Source organism: Streptomyces sp. NPDC003027 (assembly GCF_053591435.1).
On record NZ_JBSFTU010000001.1, the window covers coordinates 152,498 to 169,965 of the forward strand.

Below are 17,468 nucleotides of genomic sequence, written 5' to 3' on the forward strand. Positions count from 1 at the left end.
GGGCAGATGAGCACCATCCGCGCCCGGGACCTCGGCGGCCGCCACGACCTCGACGTCCTTCTCCGGCGCTTCTACACGGCGGCCTTCGCGGACCCGCTGCTCGGCCCGTACTTCACCCGGATCGCCGGCACGGACCTGGAGGCCCATCTGTCCCGGATCGCCGACTTCTGGGAACGCGCGCTCTTCCGTACGGCCGGCTACGACCGCGACACCTTCGCCCCGCACGCGGCCCTGGACGCGGCCCGCCCGCTCACCGCCGCCCATTTCGGCCGCTGGGTCCAGCTCTGGCGCGCCGCCGTCGACGGCCTCCACCAGGGGCCGGTCGCCGAGCGGGCCAAGACCCAGGGGGAGCGGATCGCCCTCGCGATGCTCCACCGGCTCGCCGGCCGGGACGCCGCCACCACCGGCGAGGGCCCGGGCTTCGTCCCGCTGGCGGCGCTGGTGCTGCGCTCCGCCGCGTAAGACCCTGACGAAGGCCTCTGACCGGGGAAGCCGCCGAAGAAAATCCTCGGGCGGCGATGAGTTCCGTGCGCCCCCGCCGTCTTACCTCTTGAAAGCGCCCCTACGGAGCGCATGCCCGACGCGCATGCCAGAGGAGAGACCACCATGACCCAGATGATCTTCGTGAACCTGCCCGTGAAGGACCTCGAGACCTCGAAGGGCTTCTGGAGCAAGCTCGGCTACTCCTTCAACCCGCAGTTCAGCGACGAGAGCACCGCGTGCCTGGTCATCAGCGACACGATCTTCGCGATGCTGCTGACCGAGCCCCGCTTCCGGGACTTCACCAAGCCCGGCAAGGAGATCGCCGACGCCACGAAGACCACCGAGGTGCTGCTCGCGCTGAGCGCCGACAGCAGGGAGAAGGTCGACGAGCTGGCCGACGCGGCCCTGGCCGCCGGCGGTTCCCCGGCGAAGGAGCCGCAGGACCTCGGTTTCATGTACGGCCGCTCCTTCACGGACCCCGACGGCCACCACTGGGAGCTGGTCTGGATGGACCCCGCCGCCGTGGAGGGCTGACCCGAACCCGGCAGGGGTGTCGTCAGGCCGAGACGCCCCCGTCGATCACGAGGTCCGTGCCGACGACCGAGCCCGCCTCCTCCGAGGCGAGGTAGAGGACCGCGGCCGCGACCTCCGAGGCGGCCGAGATGCGGCCGAGCGGCGACTCCTCCTTCATGCGGACCTCCCGCTCGGCCTCGGTCTCGCCCGGCCGCAGCGACATCGTGGACTGCGAGGCACCGGGGCTGACCGCGTTGATCCGGACGCCGTCGGCGATGTGGTCGCGGGCGGCGGCGCGGGTGAGCGCCGAGACCGCGGCCTTGGAGACCTGGTAGCCGAAGACGCCCGGGACGCGCACGTGCGGGCCGAGGTTGGAAGAGATGTTGACGATGGCCCCGCCGCCGTTGGCCCGCATATGGGCGACCTCGGCCTGGAGGGAGTGCAGGACACCGGTGACGTTGATGTCCATCAGCGTCTGCCAGTCCTCCAGGGGGAAGTCGGCGGCCGCGTGGCCGCCCCGGAAGACCCCGGCGTTGTTCACGGCGACGTCGAGGCCGCCGAAGAGCTCGACGGTCCGGCGCACCAGCGCGCGGACGTCCTCCGCACGGGACACATCGGCGGTGACGGCGGCCGCGGTGCCGCCGGCGGCCTTGACCAGGGACAGGGTCTCGTCCAGGGTGCCGGCGCTGCGGCCCGACACGACGACCTTCGCCCCCTCGGCGGCGAAGGCGAGCGCGATGGCCCGTCCCAGACCGGTACCGCCGCCGGTGACGAGGACGGTCTTGCCGGTGAAGCGTGCGGACGTGCGCGGGGACGGGGATGCGGACATGCGGTGACAACTCCCTGAGAAGAAAATATCTGACCGTACGTTCCAATATGTGGGCCGAAAAGAAGGGCGCCGTTCGGCGCCCTCCTGCCCGTGGCTCAGTCCAGCAGAGCCAGTGCCTGCTCCGCCGCGTCCCTGACCCTGGTCGGGTCCGACGAGGCCTTGCCGACCAGGCGGATGCCCTGCATCAGGACCAGGAGCATCCGCGCCAGCGCCCGCGGATCACGGTCCGCCGACAGCTCGCCCTGGGCGCGCGCCCGGACGAGCGCGGCGTGCAGCAGGGTCTCGATCTGCTCCCAGTTCAGCTCCACCCGGCGCGCCACGGCGTCGTCGTGCGGACCCAGCTCCGCCGCCGAGTTGGTGATGAAACACCCGTTCAGGCGGGTCGCGTCGGTCCCCGCCTCGACCGCGAACCGGCGTACGAGAGCGCGTACGGCGGGCAGGGCCGGCCCTGGCTGGGACAGCTCCTCGGTCATCAGCGGGTCGCGCGTCGTGAGGTAGCGCTCCAGCGCCTTCATATAGAGCTGGCGCTTGTTGCCGAAGGTGGCGTAGATGCTGGCTCGGCCGATCCCGAGGTGCTCGACGAGGTCCGACATCGTCGTCGCCTCGTAGCCGCGCCGCCAGAACAGTTCGAGAGCTGACTGGAGCGCGGCCTCGGGGTCGAATTCCTTGGGCCTGGCCACGATCAGGACCCTAGATCGATCTGGAACGTACGGTCAAGTCAGTCGCGGGGGATTGTGCGGACCGGATACACGGCCACCGTCACCTCGTCGTCGTCCAGGCACCGGCCCGTCTCCAGGTCGAAGCGCTGCTTCAGCAGCGGCGAGGCCACGAACGGCCGCCCGCCCGCCGAGCCGAGCAGCCCCCGGGAGAGCACCTGCGCCCCGGTGAAGGGATCGCGGTTGTCGATCGCGTACGCGCGGCCCGCGCGGTCCTTGAACAGCGCCGCCTGCCGGCCGTCGGGCAGCAGCGCCGCCACGCCCCGGCCGGGCGTCAGCCGGGCCTCGTCGCAGATCACCGTCCAGGCGTCGGCCTCGACGTCGTGGGAGAGTTCGAGCTTCATCGGGCTTCAGACCCCTTCCAGAGTTCCGATGGTGAGGACCGTCAGGTCCGGCTTGATCTGGTCGCGCTCCGGTACGAACTTCACCGACGGGTCCGGCGCGTCCGGCGCGTTGACGAAGGAGACGAAGCGGCGCAGCCGGTCCGGGTCGTCCAGGGTCTGCGCCCACTCGTCCTGGTAGTCCTCGACGTGCGCGGCCATCAGCGCCTCCAGCTCGTCGCACAGCCCCAGCGAGTCGTGCACCACCACGTCCTTCAGGTGGTCGAGCCCGCCCTCCAGGCGCTCCAGCCAGGTCGAGGTGCGCTCCAGACGGTCGGCCGTCCGGATGTAGAACATCAGGAACCGGTCGATCAGGCGCACCAGTTCGGCGTCCGACAGATCCTGGGCCAGCAGATCGGCGTGGCGCGGGGTCGCGCCGCCGTTGCCGCCCACGTACAGGTTCCAGCCGCTCGCCGTCGCGATGACGCCGAAGTCCTTCGACTGCGCCTCCGCGCACTCGCGGGCGCAGCCGGAGACCGCCGACTTCAGCTTGTGCGGGGAGCGCAGGCCGCGGTAGCGCAGCTCCAGCTGGATCGCCATCTTCACCGAGTCCTGGACGCCGTAGCGGCACCAGGTCTGCCCCACGCAGGACTTCACCGTGCGCAGCGACTTGCCGTACGCGTGACCGGACTCGAACCCCGCGTCGACGAGCCGGGTCCAGATCGCCGGGAGCTGCTCGACGCGGGCGCCGAACATGTCGATCCGCTGCCCGCCGGTGATCTTGGTGTAGAGCCCGAAGTCGCGGGCCACCTCGCCGATCACGATCAGCTTCTCCGGCGTCACCTCGCCGCCCGGGATCCGGGGCACCACCGAGTAGGAGCCGTTGCGCTGCATGTTGGCGAGGAAGTGGTCGTTGGTGTCCTGGAGTGAGGCCTGCTCGCCGTCGAGGATGTAGCCGCCCAACTCCAGTGTCGGAGCGAGCGACGCCAGGATCGAGCCGACGGTCGGCTTGCAGACCTCGCAGCCGTCACCGCCGCGCGCCTCCGGCCGCCCGTGCGAGTCGATCAGCTCGGCGAAGGAGGTCAGCCGCAGGGTGCGGGTGATCTCGTACAGCTCGCTGCGGGTGTACGAGAAGCAGCCGCACAGCCCCTTGTCGGTGGCGGCCGGCAGCAGCTGCCCGATCAGCTTCACGCAACTGCCGCAACCCGTACCGGCCTTGGTGCACTTCTTCACCTCGGGCAGCGTCGAGCACTGGGTGATCGCGTGCTTGGTGACGTTGTGGCAGGAGCAGATCACGGCGTCGTCCGGCAGCGCCGACGGGCCGAGCGCGACCGGCGCCCCGGCGCCCGCCGGCAGCACCAGCTGCTCGGGGGAGACGGGCGGCACGGAACCGGTGAGCGGCCGCAGCATGCCGTACGAATCCGCGTCGCCGACCAGCACACCGCCGAGCAGCACGCCCTCGCCGTCGACCACGAGCTTCTTGTAGACGCCGGAGCGGGAGTCGGAGTACACCACGTCGAGGCAGCCTTCGGCGGTGCCGTGCGCGTCGCCGAAGGAGGCCACGTCCACGCCGAGCAGCTTCAGCTTCGTCGACATGTCGGCGCCGGTGAAGCCGGCCGTGTTCTCGTCGGCCTCGTCGGCGATCGTCGCCGCCGCCGTCAGCGCCATCTCGTAGCCGGGCGCCACCAGGCCGTACACCTTGCCGTCCGACGCCAGCGCGCACTCGCCGATCGCGTACACGGCGGGGTCGGAGGTACGGCACCGCTCGTCGACCGCGATACCGCCGCGCTCGCCGACCGTGAGGCCGCAGTCGCGGGCCAGCTGGTCCCGGGGCCGTACGCCCGCGGAGAACACCACCATGTCGACGGCCAGTTCGGAGCCGTCCGACAGGCGCATCCCGGTGACCGCGCCGTCCTCGGTCAGGACCTCCTGGGTGCCGGTGCCCGTGTGGACGCTCAGGCCCATCTGCTCGATCGTGCGCAGCAGCGCCGCGCCGCCGCCCTCGTCGACCTGCACCGGCATCAGCCGCGGCGCGAACTCGACGATGTGGGTGTCGAGGCCGAGCCCCTTGAGCGCGCCGGCCGCCTCCAGACCGAGCAGACCGCCGCCGACGACCGCGCCGGTCGTCGAGGTCTTGGCGTACTCCTCGATGGCGAGGAGGTCCTCGATCGTCCGGTAGACGAAGCAGCCGCGCGCGTCCCTGCCGGGGACGGGCGGGACGAACGGGTACGAGCCGGTGGCCAGGACCAGCGTGTCGTACGGGAAGACCTGCCCGGAGCGCGCGGTGACCGTACGGGCCTCCCGGTCGATCGTCTCGGCCGGGTCACCGACGTACAGCTCGATGCCGTGCTTCGCCATGAAGCCGTCCTCGACCATCGACAGATCGTCGGGGGTGCGGCCGTTGAAGTAGGAGGTCAGCTGGACCCGGTCGTAGGCGGGGCGGGGCTCCTCGCAGAGCACCACGACACGCGCGCGCTCGGTGACGCCCCGGTCCGCCAGCGCCTCCAGGAAGCGCTGGCCGACCATTCCGTGGCCGACCAGGACGACGGTGGGGATGTGCACGGGCATGGTCGACATCTCAGGAGCCTCCGTCATGGGTGAGCAGGTGGAGCAGGGGAGCGGGCGGAAGGGCCTCATCGCCCTCCCAGGCCCGGGCGAGCGCCCCGACCGCGGCGAGATCGCCGAGGAGCACGCCGCCGACCAGCCGGTCGCCGCGCACGACGACCTTGCGGTAGGCGCGGCGGGTGGCGTCGGTCAGCTGGACGACGTCGTCGCCCGGCCGGGGGGTGGCCTCGCCGAAGGCGGCGAGGTCGAGCGACTCGGCGCCACCGAGGGTGAGCCGGGTCAGCGCCCGGGTGCCGGTGTAGGCGGGCACGCCCGCCGGGCCCGCCGTCGCGCCCGGTGCCGGGCCTGCTGTCACACCCGCCGTCGCCGGTGTCGTGAGCCGTGCCGCGCCCGCCGTCGTGGTCAGCAGGACGCCCGCCAGGGCGTCCGCCTGTTCCAGGGCCGGGCCCGCCAGGCCGTAGACGCGGCCGTCGTGCTCCGCGCAGTCGCCGATGGCATGGATGAACGGATCGGAGGTCCGCAGCTCGTCGTCGACGACGATGCCGGTACGGACCTCCAGGCCGGCGTCCCGGGCGAGCCCGATGCGCGGCCTGACTCCGCAGGCCAGCACCACGACCTGGGCGTCGAGCACGAAGCCGTCCGCGAGTTCGACGGCCGTCACCGCGCCGCCCTCCTGGCGCAGACCGCTGACCCGGCACTCCGTGTGCACCTCGACCCCGAGGGACTCCACGTGCTCGCGGAGGAGCTCGGAGGCGTGGGCGTCCAGCTGCCGCTCCATCAGGCGCTCGCCCTGCTGGGTCAGCACCACCTCGGCGCCCAGCGCGGCCAGGGCACGGGCGGCGGAGACCCCGAGGAGGCCGCCGCCGATGACGGCCGCGCGGACGCCGGGCCGTACCAGCGCGCGCAGCTCCAGACAGTCGTCGAGCGTACGGAACGGGTGGACGCCCGACGGCAGCCGCGACCCGCGCAGTCCGCGCAGCGGCGGCAGCACCGGGTTGGAGCCGGTCGCCAGGACCAGCCGGTCGTAGCCGACCGCCGTCCCGTCCTCGCACTCCACGATCCGGGCCGCGCGGTCGATCCGCACCGCCCGCACCCCGCGCCGCACCGGCTCCAGGGGAGCGGGCAGCGCGATCACCTCGGGCTCGTACCGCCCGGCGAGGACGTCCGCGAGCAGCACCCTGTTGTAGGGCGCGTGCGGCTCTTCGCCGAGGAGGGTGACCGGCAGGCGCTGGGCGAGCCGGGCGCCCGCCGTTCCGCCTCCGACCACCACGATCCGTGTACTCATGTCTCGAAGAGTGCGGGGCGGGTGTTACCCGTCGGCATCCCGACTGTTTCCCGTACGGAACGCTGATCTCAGCTCCGGCGGGAGCGCGCTGTGAGGCGCGCGCCGCTCACGGGGGCGGGGGCCCGGAGGTGAGGACCGGCCGCCGGCCGGCGGCGGTCACTCGTATACCGGCGATCACGGCACAACCTCAGATGTAGCTCAGCACTCCAGGGATCGATGGACGGCACAACCACCGTCTCCCTAGGCTCGCGGCCATGCCTGACATATCCCTGACCACTCTCGTCCTGCTCTGCGCGGCCGCTCTCGTGGCCGGCTGGATCGATGCCGTGGTCGGCGGAGGAGGGCTGCTCCTGCTGCCCGCGCTGCTGCTCGGGCTCCCGCAGGTCCCCGCCGCGCACATCCTCGGCACCAACAAGGCCGTCGCGATCGTCGGCACGTCCGGCGCCGCCGTCACCTACGTACGCAAGGCGCCGGTGCGGGTGGCGACGGCCGTACGGATCGGGCTCGCGGCGCTCGCCGGGTCGATGGGCGGGGCCTTCTTCGCCGCCGGGATCAGCAGCGACGTCCTGCGCCCGGTGATCATGGTCGTGCTGCTCGGGGTGGCCGCGTTCGTGATGCTGCGGCCGGCCTTCGGCACCCAGGGCGAGAACAGGGCGCCCGTCGGCCGGGCCAGGATCGTCGCCGCGATCGTGCTCGTCGGCGGGGGCATCGGCTTCTACGACGGCCTGTTCGGCCCGGGGACCGGCACCTTCCTGGTCCTCGCGCTCACCGCCGTACTCCATCTCGACCTGGTGACCGCCTCCGCCACCGCCAAGATCGTCAACGTCTGCACCAACGCGGGCGCGCTCGCGATGTTCGCCTACCAGGGCACCGTGCTCTGGCAGCTGGCCGCGGTCATGGCCGTCTTCAACCTGGCGGGCGGAATGATCGGCGCGCGGATGGCGCTCCGCAAGGGCGCCGAGTTCGTGCGCGGGGTGCTGCTGTTCGTGGTCTTCTCACTGGTCGCGAAGCTCGCCTTCGACCAGTGGTCATGAGGTCGCCTCGCGTACGCCGATGAGATGGCCGAAGGCGACCACGTTCCCCTGGTAGCCGGATTTCGCGGAGAACCCGCCGCCGCAGGTGATCACCCGCAGCTCGGCCCGGTCCCGCTCTCCGTAGACCTTCTCGTCCGGGAAGTCCTTGTTGTCGTAGACCTCGACGGCGTCGACGGTGAAGACCGCGGTGCGGCCGTCCTGGCGGTCGACCTCGATCCTGTTCCCCTTCTTGAGCGCGCCCAGCGCGTAGAAGACGGCGGGCCCCCGCGCGTTGTCGACGTGGCCGGCGACGATCGCGGTGCCCTCGGCGCCGGGCGTGGTGCCCTCCTCGTACCAGCCGGCGATGTTGCGGTCGCCCTCCGGCGGCACGTCGAGCGAACCGCCCGCGCCCAGGCCGAGCCCCATCATCGGGGCGTCCACGTCGATCTCGGGGATCCGCAGCCGGACCGGCGCCGAGGGCGGCAGCGGATCGGCGGCGGCGTCGGTGTGCTCGTTGGGCCCGGCGGCGAACGCCTGGGCGGCGGAGGGAACGGGCGGGGTGACGTTCTCCGAGCCGTTCTGGACGAGCCAGATGCCGACGCACGCGGCGACCGCTATGCCCCAGCCCTTGCTCTTGGTGCTCACGCGGCTCCTTCTGGGGGTACGAGGATGTGGCCCTGCCCCCGCCGGGCCGTATGCGGGCGCGCGGCGGGGGCAGGACGTGCGGTACGGCCAGGGGGCCGACGGATCTCGGGCCGGGGGCCAGGGGCCGGTCCGGCCCTGATCCGTCGGTCGGTCCCCGGCGGCCTACGTGCCGCTCGCCCGGCGACGCAGGAGCCACGTACCGCCGACGGCAGCCGCGGCCAGCACCGCCGCGCCCGCCGTGATCTGGGCGGTGTCGGGGCCGATGCTGCCCCCGACACCGGTCTTCACGTGCCCGCTCGGGCCCCGGTGCTTGACGACGAGGTCGCCGCGGGCCGTCTTGCCGTTGTCGCAGGCGACGCTGATGCCGTAGGTGCCCGGCTTGGCATGCTGCGGGACCGTGAACTGCCCGACCACGACCTCCTTGTGCGTGCTCGGGTTCAGCTGGAACTCGCCCGCGCCGAGGGACTGGGCGTCACCGATGCCGTGCCCCTTGGGCCCGCAGGCGAGGGTGTTGACGGTGACGGTCGTGCCCGGCGTCGCGGAGGACGGATAGACCTCCAGGGTCTGGAAGTCCCCGGCGTACGCCGTCGGCGCGGCGAGGGCGCCGATCGCGACGGCCGACAGCACGGTACCGGTGAGCGGGCGGGCAGGGTTGCGCATGAGTCCTCCGTGGCGCGCGAGCGGTCTTCCGAGCGGCCGTTCCGAGCCGTCTCCTAGGACCGAGGTAAGAGCCCTGGCGCGCCACGCGCCTGCTGATGGAAAGTCAGAATTACGCCGTCCGGTGCGGTGTGTCGCCTTGCCTCACCACTGTTTGTGCAGGTCAGAGCGGTTCACGGGGTGTCGGTCGGCGACTCGTGCCGAACGGGTGAGCCCGGCCCGCCGGACCGCTCCGCCGCCAGCGGATCCCAGGGCGCCGACGCGTACGCGGCGTACACCCGCTCCATCAGCTCCCGGTCCACCTCGAACCGGATGTCGTCGATCCGCTCCACCGGAGCGATCCCGCGCGAGTTCGTCACGAAGGCCGCGCCGAAGTCCGGAAGGTTCGCCAGGGTCACCTGCCGCCGCACGGACGGCAGACGCGGCTCCAGCAGGGCCATCGTGACCCCGGTCAGACACGGGGCGGACGGCCAGACCACCGAAGTGCCGTCCCAGAAGGCGATGTTGGTGACCGCGCCCTCCGCGATCTCGCCGTACGGGGAGGTCAGCAGGGCCTCGTCGAATCCTTCCCGCCGGACCGCCTCGCCGTGGTAGTTCTGGCCGAAGCCGCCCACGTGCTTGATGTGGGCGGCCGGCCGCCAGTAGTCGACGGTCTTCAGGCTCTGCGGCGAGGGGGGCATCGAGGCCGGCTCCCGGACGGTCACGACGACGCGCACGCCCTCGTACACGTACACGCGGGCCGCCGCGTCCCGTCGGCCCGCCGCCTCCAGGGCGCCGGTGAGCAGCGACCGGACGTGCCCGGAGTCCATCCCCCGGCCGAAGAGCTCGCGGGTCGAGCGGTCGAGCCGGTCGAGATGGAGACCGAGGCCCCGCACCCGCCCGTCGCGTACCTGCATCGCGGTGAAGTGGCCGTACCCGCCCGTCAGGGTGGCGAGCAGCTCGGGGTCGCGGGCGGGGGAGCCGTCGATCTCCACATGAAGCGGTGCCGTCGTCATGGCTCCACCGTATGCCCGCGGCGCGTCCCGGAATCCGGGCTTGACCTCAAGTAAAGTTGAGGTACCACGATCATCGGCATGGACATCACGAACTCCGCGAACTCCGCGAACTCCGCGAACTCCGTCGCCACCGGTGCCTCCGCGCCGCTGAAGCTCGCCCTCATCGTCGCCTCCAACCGCGAGGGCCGGTTCGGCCCCGTCATCGCCGACTGGTTCCTCGGCCGGACCGCCGTCCGCGACGACTTCACCGTCGACGTCGTCGACCTGGCCGCGATCGACCTGCCCACCTCCCTCTCCCACCACCCCGACGCCGCCGTCCGCGCCGAACTCGCCAAGGTCTCCCCGGTCCTGGCCGCCGCCGACGCCTACGTCGTCCTCACCCCCGAGTACAACCACTCCTTCCCCGCCTCCCTCAAGAACCTCATCGACTGGCACTACACCGAATGGCAGGCCAAGCCCGTCGGCTTCGTCTCCTACGGAGGGATCTCCGGCGGTCTGCGCGCCGTCGAGCAGCTCCGCCAGATCTACGCCGAACTGCATGCCGTCACCGTCCGCGACACCGTCCCCTTCCCCCACGTGCACGGCCAGTTCGGGGAGGACGGCCGCCACAAGGACCCCACCGGAGCCGACGCCGCCGCCAAGACGATGCTCGACCAGATCGCCTGGTGGGCACGGGCCCTGCGCGACGCCAAGGCCGTCCGCGCCTACGCGGGCTGACGGGGCGCCGGACCCATGCTCCTGAGACTCGTCGCCGGCCGGCTGCGGCCCCACCGGCGCACCCTCGCCCTGGTCGTCCTCCTCCAGCTCCTGCAGTCCCTCGCCTCCCTCACTCTGCCCACCCTCAACGCCGACGTCATCGACAACGGCGTCCTGCGCGGCGACTCCGCCCACGTCCTGTCCGGCGGCGGCCTGATGGTCGCCGTCACCCTCCTCCAGGCCGCCGCCGCGGCGGCGGCCACCTACTTCGGCGCCGGGATCGCCATGGGGATCGGCCGCGACCTGCGCGCCACCGCCTTCCGCCGCGTCCAGGACTTCTCCGCACGGGAGATGAGCCGCTTCGGCACCGCCTCCCTCATCACCCGCACCACCAACGACGTCCAGCAGGTGCAGACGTTCGCCGTCCTCGTCCTGACGATGCTCGTGGCCGCGCCCCTGATGTGCGTCGGCGGCATCGTCATGGCCTTCGAGCAGGACATCCCGCTCGCGCTGCTCCTGCTGCTCTTCGTCCCGCTGATCGGCGGCGCCGTCGGCGCGGTCGTCCTGCGGATGCGCCCCCTCTTCCGCGGCATGCAGGAGCGCGTCGACCGGGTCAACCGGGTCATGCGCGAACAGATCACCGGCATCCGGGTCGTCCGCGCCTTCGTCCGCGACCGGCACGAGCAGCGCCGGTTCGCGGCCGCCAACGACGAACTGTTCGCGGTCGGACTGCGCTCCGGCCGCCTCCAGGCCCTGATGTTCCCGATCGTCCTGATCATCTGGGAGCTGGCCACCATCGGCATCATCTGGGTCGGCGCCCACCGGCTCGACTCCGGTGCTCTGCAGGCCGGTTCGCTGATCGCGTTCCTCGGCTACCTGCTCCAGATCTTCATGTCGGTGATGATGGTGCTCTTCCTGCTCATGCACATGCCCCGCGCCGAGGTCAGCGCCGAACGCATCCAGGAGATCCTCGACACCCGGCCCTCCGTCGCCCCGCCCCTCACCCCCGTCCGCGCACTGCACGGCCCCGGCCGGCTCGACATCACCGGCGCCGGCTTCAGCTACCCCGGCGCCGAGGAACCCGTCCTGCGCGGAGTGGACCTCACCGCCCTCCCCGGCCGCACCACCGCCGTCATCGGCTCCACCGGCAGCGGCAAGACCACCCTCCTCGGCCTCGTGCCGCGCCTCTTCGACGCGACGGGCGGCGAGGTCCGCGTCGGCGGCGTCGACGTACGCGCCATGGACCGGACCCTGCTCGCCCGCACCGTCGGCCTCGTACCGCAGAAGCCGTACCTCTTCTCCGGCACGGTGGCGACCAATCTGCGCTACGGAAGGCCCGAGGCGAGCGACGCGGAGCTGTGGCACGCCCTGGAGGTCGCCCAGGCCGCCGACTTCGTCCGGGCACTCCCGGACGGACTCGACGCACCCGTCGCGCAGGGCGGCACCAACCTCTCCGGCGGACAGCGCCAGCGCCTGGCGATCGCCCGGGTCCTCGTCGCCCGCCCCCGGGTCTACCTCTTCGACGACTCCTTCTCCGCCCTCGACCACACGACCGACGCACGGCTCAGGGAGGCACTCGCACGGGAGACGGCGGAGGCGACCGTCGTCATCGTCGCCCAGCGCGTCTCCACCATCCGCGGCGCCGACCGGATCGTCGTCCTCGACCAGGGCCGCGCCGTCGGCAGCGGCACCCATGAGGAACTCATGCGCGACAACCCCACCTACCGGGAGATCGTCCTCTCCCAGCTCACCGAGGAGGAAGCGGCATGAGCGACGCACGCCGTAAGGAGGGGGACGAGAAGGAGCGGCACGAGAAGGAGCGGCGCGCCCCCGAACGCCGAGACTCCGCCGTCCAGCGGCCCGAACGCCGAGGCCCCGCCGTCCAGCGGCGCGCCCCCGAACGCCGAGGCCCCGCCGTGCCGCAGCGCGGGCCCGGCATGAGCGCCCCCGCCCTCGAACGGTCGCTGGACTTCCGCTCCTCCGGCCTGCGGCTGCTGCGCACCATGGCACCCGAACGCCCACGGCTCCTCGCCGTGCTGGCCGCCGCCACGGCCGCCGTCACCCTCGCCGTCCTCAGCCCCCTGATCCTCGGGCACGCCACCGACCTCGTCGTCTCCGGCGCCGGCAGCCCGGCAGGCGTCGACTTCCCCGCGGTCGCCACCGCCCTGGTCCTCGCCTTCTCGCTCGTCGCCTGCTCCGCCGCGCTGAACTGGCTGCAGCAGCGGCTCGCGACGACCGTCGTCCAGCGGGCCGGCCACCGGCTGCGCGAGCGCGCCCAGGGCAAGCTCGCCCGACTGCCCCTGTCCTACTTCGACAAGCAGCCCCGCGGCGAGGTCCTCAGCCGCACCACCAACGACATCGACAACATCACCCAGACCCTCCAGCAGGCGTTCAGCCAGATGATCCGGGCGCTGCTCACCCTCGTCGGCGTGCTGGTGATGATGTTCTGGATCTCGCCGCTGCTCGCCCTCGTCGCGCTGGCCACCGTGCCGCTGTCCGTCCTCGTGGCGGCCAGGATCGGCAAGCGGGCCCAGCCGCAGTTCGTCCGGCAGTGGGACGTCACCGGCCGCCTCAACAGCCACGTCGAGGAGATGTTCACCGGCCACGCCGAGGTCGTCGCCTTCGGGCGGCGCGAGGAGGCCGTGGCCCGCTTCGACGAACTCGGCGACGAGCTGTACGCGGCGAGCTTCCGCGCCCAGTTCATGTCCGGGTTCATCCAGCCGGCCCTCACGTTCGTCGGCAACCTCAACTACGTCCTCATCGCGGTCGTCGGCGGACTGCGGGTGGCCTCCGGCACGCTGTCCATCGGCGACGTCCAGGCGTTCATCCAGTACTCGTACGACTTCAACGGACCGGTCACCCAGGTCGCCGCCATGGCCAACCTGCTCCAGTCCGGCGTCGCCTCCGCCGAGCGCGTCTTCGACCTCCTCGACGCCGACGAGGAGTCCCCCGGCCCGGCCGTGTCCCGGCGACCCGACCGGGTCACCGGCCGGGTCTCCTTCGAGAAGGCGGCCTTCCGCTACGAGCCGGAGAAGCCGCTCATCGAGGATCTGTCGCTGACGGTGGAGCCGGGCCAGACGGTGGCGATCGTCGGCCCGACGGGCGCGGGCAAGACGACGCTCGTCAATCTGCTGATGCGGTTCTACGAGACGACGGGCGGGCGGATCACGCTGGACGGCGTCGACGTGGCGGAGATGTCCCGCGACGACCTGCGGTCCGGGATCGGCATGGTCCTCCAGGACACCTGGCTGTTCGGCGGGACCATCGCCGACAACATCGCCTACGGAGTCCCCGGTGACGTCCCCCGCGAACGGATCGTCGAGGCCGCCATGGCCACCCACGCCGACCGGTTCATCCGCACCCTGCCCGACGGGTACGACACCGTCCTCGACGAGGACGGCGCCGGTCTCAGCGCCGGCGAGAAGCAGCTCGTCACGATCGCCCGGGCGTTCCTGTCCGAGCCGGTGATCCTGGTCCTCGACGAGGCGACGAGCTCCGTCGACACCCGCACGGAGCTCCTCATCCAGCGGGCGATGTCCTCCCTGCGCCGGGGCAGGACCAGTTTCGTCATCGCGCACCGGCTCTCCACCATCCGCGACGCGGACGTGATCCTGGTGATGGAGAACGGCTCGATCGTGGAACAGGGCACGCACGACGAGCTGCTGGCGGCGGGCGGGGCGTACGCCCGGCTGTACGCCGCCCAGTTCGCGCCCGCGGCCTGACCGACCGGGGCGGAGCCGGCGCGCGGATGGGTACGGTGAGGAGCGTGACCCTCGCACTCACCGTACTCACCACCACCGACAGCGCCGAGAAGGCCGAGGCGCTCGCCCGCGGCGCCGTCGAAGCGCGGCTCGCGGCCTGCGCCCAGGTCTCCGGGCCGCTGACCTCCGTCTACCACTGGCAGAAGGCGATCGAGACGAGCGAGGAGTGGCAGGTCGTGTTCAAGACGACGGAAGCCGCCTACGCAGCCCTCGAAGCCCACCTCCTGGCCGCGCACGACTACGACACCCCGGAGATCATCGCCATCCCCGTCGTCCGCGGCTCCGCCGGCTATCTGGCGTGGCTCGCGGCCGAGACGGTCGCACCGTGAGCGCCGCGGCGCGCGAGCTGCCGTTCTTCGTGTACGGCACCCTGCGCCCGGGCGCGTACAACCACGACCGGTTCCTCCTCGGCCGCACGGTCGCCGAGGAACCCGCCCGGCTCACGGGCGCGCTGCTGCACGACGGGCCCGGCTATCCGTACGCCGTCCCCGCCGAGGGCCGGATCGAGGCCGGCACGGCGGCCGCGATCGCGGGCGGAATCGCGGGCGACCTGGTGACCGCCGCGCCCGGCGCGTACGGCGAACTGCTCGCCGTACTGGACCGGCTGGAGGAGTACCGGGGGCCCGGCCATCCGCGCAACCTGTACGAGCGGGTGGAGCGGGAGGTGGTCCGGGTCCGGGACGGGGCCGCCGTACGGGCCTGGGTCTACCTCGCCGCCCCGGGGGTCGAGCCGGGGCCGCCCGTCGCCGGTGGCGACTGGTTCACACGGTCGGTTCCACCGGCTCGAGGCGCACCGCGCACACCTTGAACTCCGGCATCCGCGAGACGGGGTCGAGGGCGGGGTTGGTGAGCGTGTTGGCCCGTCCCTCGCCCGGCCAGTGGAAGGGCATGAAGACGGTGTCCGGCCGGATGGTCGCGGTGATCCGCGCGGGCGCCACCGAACGTCCGCGCCGCGAGACCACCGCGACCCGCTCGCCGTCGGCCACCCCCAGCCGGGCGGCGAGCCGTGGATGGAGCTCCACGAACGGGCCCGGCGCGGCCGCGTTCAGCTCGTCGACCCGCCGGGTCTGCGCCCCCGACTGGTACTGCGAGACGACCCGCCCGGTCGTCAGCACGACCGGATACTCGGCGTCGGTCTCCTCGGCCGCCTCCCGGTGCACGACGGCGACGAACCGGGCCCGCCCGTCGGGCGTGGCGAACCGGTCGAGGAAGAGCCGGGGAGTCCCGGGGTGGACACCGGCGGCACCGGCCCGGGCGCCCGGCCCGCCGAAGGGCCGAGCTCCTTCGGCGGCTTGGGCCCCGGCACCGGGCTGAGCCCCCGCCGCGGACGGTTCCCCGGCCTCGGACGGTTCCACGGCCTCCGGGCACGGCCAGAAGACGCCGTTCTCCTCGCGGATGCGGCGGTAGCTGATACCGGAGTAGTCCGCGGGGCCGCCGGCCGACGCGCGGCGGAGTTCGTCGAAGACCTCCTCCGGATCCGTCGGGAAGCCCTTCTCCCAGCCGAGCAGCCCGGCCAGGGAGTGCAGCACCTCCAGATCGCTGCGGACCCCCGGCGGCGGGGTGATCGCCCGCTGCCGCAGCAGCACCCTGCCCTCCAGACTGGTCGTGGTGCCGGTCTCCTCCGCCCACTGGGTGACGGGCAGCACCACGTCGGCCAGTTCGGCGGTCTCGGACAGGACCACGTCCGCGACGGCCAGGAAGTCGAGCGAGCGCAGCCGCTCCTCGACATGCGCGGCGCGCGGCGCGGAGACCACCGGGTTGGAGCCCATGAGCAGCAGGGAACGCACATCGCGCCCGAGCGCGTCGAGGAGTTCGTACGCGCTGCGGCCCGGGCCCGGCAGCGACTCCGGCGCCACCCCCCACACCTTCGCCACATGCGCCCGGGCGGCCGGGTCGTCCAGCTTGCGGTAGCCCGGCAGCTGGTCGGCCTTCTGGCCGTGCTCGCGGCCGCCCTGGCCGTTGCCCTGCCCGGTGAGGCAGCCGTACCCGCTCAGCGGCCGGCCGGCCCGCCCGGTCGCCAGGCAGAGGTTGATCCACGCGCCGACCGTGTCGGTGCCCTTGGACTGCTGTTCGGGGCCGCGCGCCGTGAGCACCATGCCGCTCTCCGCGTCGCAGAACATCCGCATCGCGTCGCGCAGCAGCGGCACCGGCACCCCGGTGATCCGCTCCACCAGCTCGGGCCAGTGGGACATCGCCCCGGCCCGCGCGGCCTCCCATCCCTCCGTGCGCTCCCGGATGAACTCCTCGTCCGTGCGGCCCTCGGCCACGACCAGATGGAGCAGCCCGAGCGCGAGCGCCAGGTCGGTGCCGGGGCGCGGCGCGAGATGGAGATCGGCGTGTTCGGCGGTCCTGGTGCGGCGCGGGTCGACGACGATCAGCTTGCCGCCGTTCTCCTTCAGCTCCGTGAGGTAGCGCAGCGCGGGCGGCATGGTCTCGGCGAGGTTGGAGCCGACGAGGATCACACAGCCGGTGCGCGGAATGTCCTCCAGGGGGAAGGGCAGGCCCCGGTCGAGCCCGAACGCCCTGTGGTGCGCGGCCGCCGCCGACGACATGCAGAAGCGGCCGTTGTAGTCGATCTGCGAGGTGGCGAGGACGAGCCGGGCGAACTTGCCCAGGGCGTACGCCTTCTCGTTGGTGAGACCGCCGCCGCCGAAGACCCCCACGGCGTCGGGACCGTGGTCGGCGCGGGTCCGGTGCAGACCGTCGGCGACGGCGGAGAGGGCCTCCTCCCAGGTGGCGGGCTTCAGAGCACCCGTGTCAGGGCATCGGACCAGGGGCTCGGTGAGCCTGACCCGGGAGGAGAGCACGGCCGGGGCGGTGCGGCCCTTGCCGCAGAGCGCGCCCCGGTTGACGGGGAAGTCGGTGCGTTCGACCACCTCCACGGAGCCCGCCGCGGGGCTCAGCGACATACCGCACTGGAGGGCGCAGTAGGGGCAGTGCGTGGGGATGGTGACAGCCTCGGACATGTACCAGAGCGTGCGACGGGCGTG

The 17,468-nt window shown here is 72.5% G+C and carries 17 protein-coding genes; 8 read left to right on the top strand and 9 right to left on the bottom strand.

Features of this window, described 5'->3' with window-relative positions; genetic code table 11:
• Positions 1–6 precede the first annotated feature (6 nt).
• Both ACWDX6_RS00705 and ACWDX6_RS00710 read left to right on the top strand, forming a co-directional pair.
• Positions 7–462 carry a group III truncated hemoglobin gene (locus ACWDX6_RS00705; RefSeq protein WP_451482766.1) on the top strand — a complete coding sequence of 152 codons (456 nt, stop codon included), beginning with the start codon at positions 7–9 and terminating at the stop codon, positions 460–462.
• Positions 463–606: 144 nt separating this feature from the next.
• Positions 607–1,017 (top strand): VOC family protein, encoded by a 411-nt coding sequence (locus ACWDX6_RS00710; protein ID WP_451482767.1) that lies wholly within the window; start codon positions 607–609, stop codon positions 1,015–1,017.
• Positions 1,018–1,039: 22 nt separating this feature from the next.
• On the opposite strand, the gene ACWDX6_RS00715 is transcribed toward ACWDX6_RS00710, so the two are convergent.
• The 5 genes from ACWDX6_RS00715 to ACWDX6_RS00735 all read right to left on the bottom strand — a co-directional run bounded on the left by ACWDX6_RS00715 (position 1,040) and on the right by ACWDX6_RS00735 (position 6,711).
• Positions 1,040–1,825, bottom strand: coding sequence for an SDR family NAD(P)-dependent oxidoreductase (locus ACWDX6_RS00715; RefSeq protein ID WP_451482768.1), 786 nt, complete (start codon positions 1,823–1,825; stop codon positions 1,040–1,042).
• 95 nt (positions 1,826–1,920) lie between these two features.
• Positions 1,921–2,505, bottom strand: coding sequence for a TetR/AcrR family transcriptional regulator (locus tag ACWDX6_RS00720; protein WP_451482769.1), 585 nt, complete (start codon positions 2,503–2,505; stop codon positions 1,921–1,923).
• A gap of 38 nt (positions 2,506–2,543) precedes the next feature.
• Positions 2,544–2,885: a nitrite reductase small subunit NirD gene (gene nirD, locus ACWDX6_RS00725; RefSeq protein ID WP_451482770.1), complete on the bottom strand. Its 342-nt coding sequence runs from the start codon at positions 2,883–2,885 to the stop codon at positions 2,544–2,546.
• A gap of 6 nt (positions 2,886–2,891) precedes the next feature.
• A complete protein-coding gene (gene nirB / locus ACWDX6_RS00730) occupies positions 2,892–5,438 on the bottom strand; it encodes a nitrite reductase large subunit NirB (RefSeq protein ID WP_451482771.1) in 2,547 nt (848 codons plus the stop codon).
• A gap of 1 nt (position 5,439) precedes the next feature.
• Entirely contained in the window at positions 5,440–6,711 is a 1,272-nt protein-coding gene (locus ACWDX6_RS00735; protein ID WP_451482772.1) for an NAD(P)/FAD-dependent oxidoreductase, read from the bottom strand.
• Between the two features lie 254 nt (positions 6,712–6,965).
• Between ACWDX6_RS00735 and ACWDX6_RS00740 the strand changes: the two genes are divergently transcribed.
• Positions 6,966–7,745 (top strand): sulfite exporter TauE/SafE family protein, encoded by a 780-nt coding sequence (locus tag ACWDX6_RS00740; RefSeq protein ID WP_451482773.1) that lies wholly within the window; start codon positions 6,966–6,968, stop codon positions 7,743–7,745.
• Here the strand turns inward: ACWDX6_RS00740 and ACWDX6_RS00745 are convergent.
• The 3 genes from ACWDX6_RS00745 to ACWDX6_RS00755 all read right to left on the bottom strand — a co-directional run bounded on the left by ACWDX6_RS00745 (position 7,740) and on the right by ACWDX6_RS00755 (position 10,021).
• Entirely contained in the window at positions 7,740–8,369 is a 630-nt protein-coding gene (locus ACWDX6_RS00745; protein WP_451482774.1) for a class F sortase, read from the bottom strand. The two genes, ACWDX6_RS00740 and ACWDX6_RS00745, sit on opposite strands and share 6 nt — an antisense overlap.
• Before the next feature lie 162 nt (positions 8,370–8,531).
• Positions 8,532–9,029 (bottom strand): hypothetical protein, encoded by a 498-nt coding sequence (locus ACWDX6_RS00750; protein ID WP_451482775.1) that lies wholly within the window; start codon positions 9,027–9,029, stop codon positions 8,532–8,534.
• Positions 9,030–9,199: 170 nt separating this feature from the next.
• A complete protein-coding gene (locus tag ACWDX6_RS00755; protein ID WP_451482776.1) occupies positions 9,200–10,021 on the bottom strand; it encodes an aminotransferase class IV in 822 nt (273 codons plus the stop codon).
• 78 nt (positions 10,022–10,099) lie between these two features.
• Between ACWDX6_RS00755 and ACWDX6_RS00760 the strand changes: the two genes are divergently transcribed.
• The 5 genes from ACWDX6_RS00760 (at position 10,100) to ACWDX6_RS00780 (ending at position 15,286) form a co-directional block, all read left to right on the top strand.
• Entirely contained in the window at positions 10,100–10,738 is a 639-nt protein-coding gene (locus ACWDX6_RS00760) for an NADPH-dependent FMN reductase (protein WP_451482777.1), read from the top strand.
• 15 nt (positions 10,739–10,753) lie between these two features.
• Positions 10,754–12,487, top strand: a complete 1,734-nt coding sequence (locus ACWDX6_RS00765) for an ABC transporter ATP-binding protein (protein ID WP_451482778.1) — start codon at positions 10,754–10,756, stop codon at positions 12,485–12,487.
• A gap of 167 nt (positions 12,488–12,654) precedes the next feature.
• The gene (locus ACWDX6_RS00770; protein ID WP_451482938.1) at positions 12,655–14,439 is read left to right on the top strand and encodes an ABC transporter ATP-binding protein; all 1,785 of its coding nucleotides are present in this window, start codon (positions 12,655–12,657) and stop codon (positions 14,437–14,439) included.
• Positions 14,440–14,483: 44 nt separating this feature from the next.
• Positions 14,484–14,807, top strand: coding sequence for a divalent-cation tolerance protein CutA (gene cutA, locus ACWDX6_RS00775; protein WP_451482779.1), 324 nt, complete (start codon positions 14,484–14,486; stop codon positions 14,805–14,807).
• Positions 14,804–15,286 (top strand): gamma-glutamylcyclotransferase family protein, encoded by a 483-nt coding sequence (locus ACWDX6_RS00780; protein WP_451482780.1) that lies wholly within the window; start codon positions 14,804–14,806, stop codon positions 15,284–15,286. Before cutA ends, ACWDX6_RS00780 begins: the two co-directional genes overlap by 4 nt.
• Here ACWDX6_RS00780 and ACWDX6_RS00785 read toward each other — a convergent pair.
• Complete coding sequence (locus ACWDX6_RS00785) at positions 15,240–17,444, bottom strand: molybdopterin oxidoreductase family protein (protein WP_451482781.1); 2,205 nt, start codon at positions 17,442–17,444, stop codon at positions 15,240–15,242. The two genes, ACWDX6_RS00780 and ACWDX6_RS00785, sit on opposite strands and share 47 nt — an antisense overlap.
• Positions 17,445–17,468 lie beyond the last annotated feature (24 nt).

What these genes read in the sequence shown, in the direction of transcription:
- ACWDX6_RS00705 (WP_451482766.1), top strand. Translation starts at nt 7, where the DNA reads ATGAGCACCATCCGCGCCCGGGACCTCGGCGGCCGCCACGACCTCGAC.
- ACWDX6_RS00710 (WP_451482767.1), top strand. Translation starts at nt 607, where the DNA reads ATGACCCAGATGATCTTCGTGAACCTGCCCGTGAAGGACCTCGAGACC.
- ACWDX6_RS00715 (WP_451482768.1), bottom strand. Translation starts at nt 1,825, where the DNA reads ATGTCCGCATCCCCGTCCCCGCGCACGTCCGCACGCTTCACCGGCAAG.
- nirD (WP_451482770.1), bottom strand. Translation starts at nt 2,885, where the DNA reads ATGAAGCTCGAACTCTCCCACGACGTCGAGGCCGACGCCTGGACGGTG.
- nirB (WP_451482771.1), bottom strand. Translation starts at nt 5,438, where the DNA reads ATGTCGACCATGCCCGTGCACATCCCCACCGTCGTCCTGGTCGGCCAC.
- ACWDX6_RS00735 (WP_451482772.1), bottom strand. Translation starts at nt 6,711, where the DNA reads ATGAGTACACGGATCGTGGTGGTCGGAGGCGGAACGGCGGGCGCCCGG.
- ACWDX6_RS00740 (WP_451482773.1), top strand. Translation starts at nt 6,966, where the DNA reads ATGCCTGACATATCCCTGACCACTCTCGTCCTGCTCTGCGCGGCCGCT.
- ACWDX6_RS00750 (WP_451482775.1), bottom strand. Translation starts at nt 9,029, where the DNA reads ATGCGCAACCCTGCCCGCCCGCTCACCGGTACCGTGCTGTCGGCCGTC.
- ACWDX6_RS00755 (WP_451482776.1), bottom strand. Translation starts at nt 10,021, where the DNA reads ATGACGACGGCACCGCTTCATGTGGAGATCGACGGCTCCCCCGCCCGC.
- ACWDX6_RS00760 (WP_451482777.1), top strand. Translation starts at nt 10,100, where the DNA reads ATGGACATCACGAACTCCGCGAACTCCGCGAACTCCGCGAACTCCGTC.
- ACWDX6_RS00765 (WP_451482778.1), top strand. Translation starts at nt 10,754, where the DNA reads ATGCTCCTGAGACTCGTCGCCGGCCGGCTGCGGCCCCACCGGCGCACC.
- ACWDX6_RS00770 (WP_451482938.1), top strand. Translation starts at nt 12,655, where the DNA reads ATGAGCGCCCCCGCCCTCGAACGGTCGCTGGACTTCCGCTCCTCCGGC.
- ACWDX6_RS00785 (WP_451482781.1), bottom strand. Translation starts at nt 17,444, where the DNA reads ATGTCCGAGGCTGTCACCATCCCCACGCACTGCCCCTACTGCGCCCTC.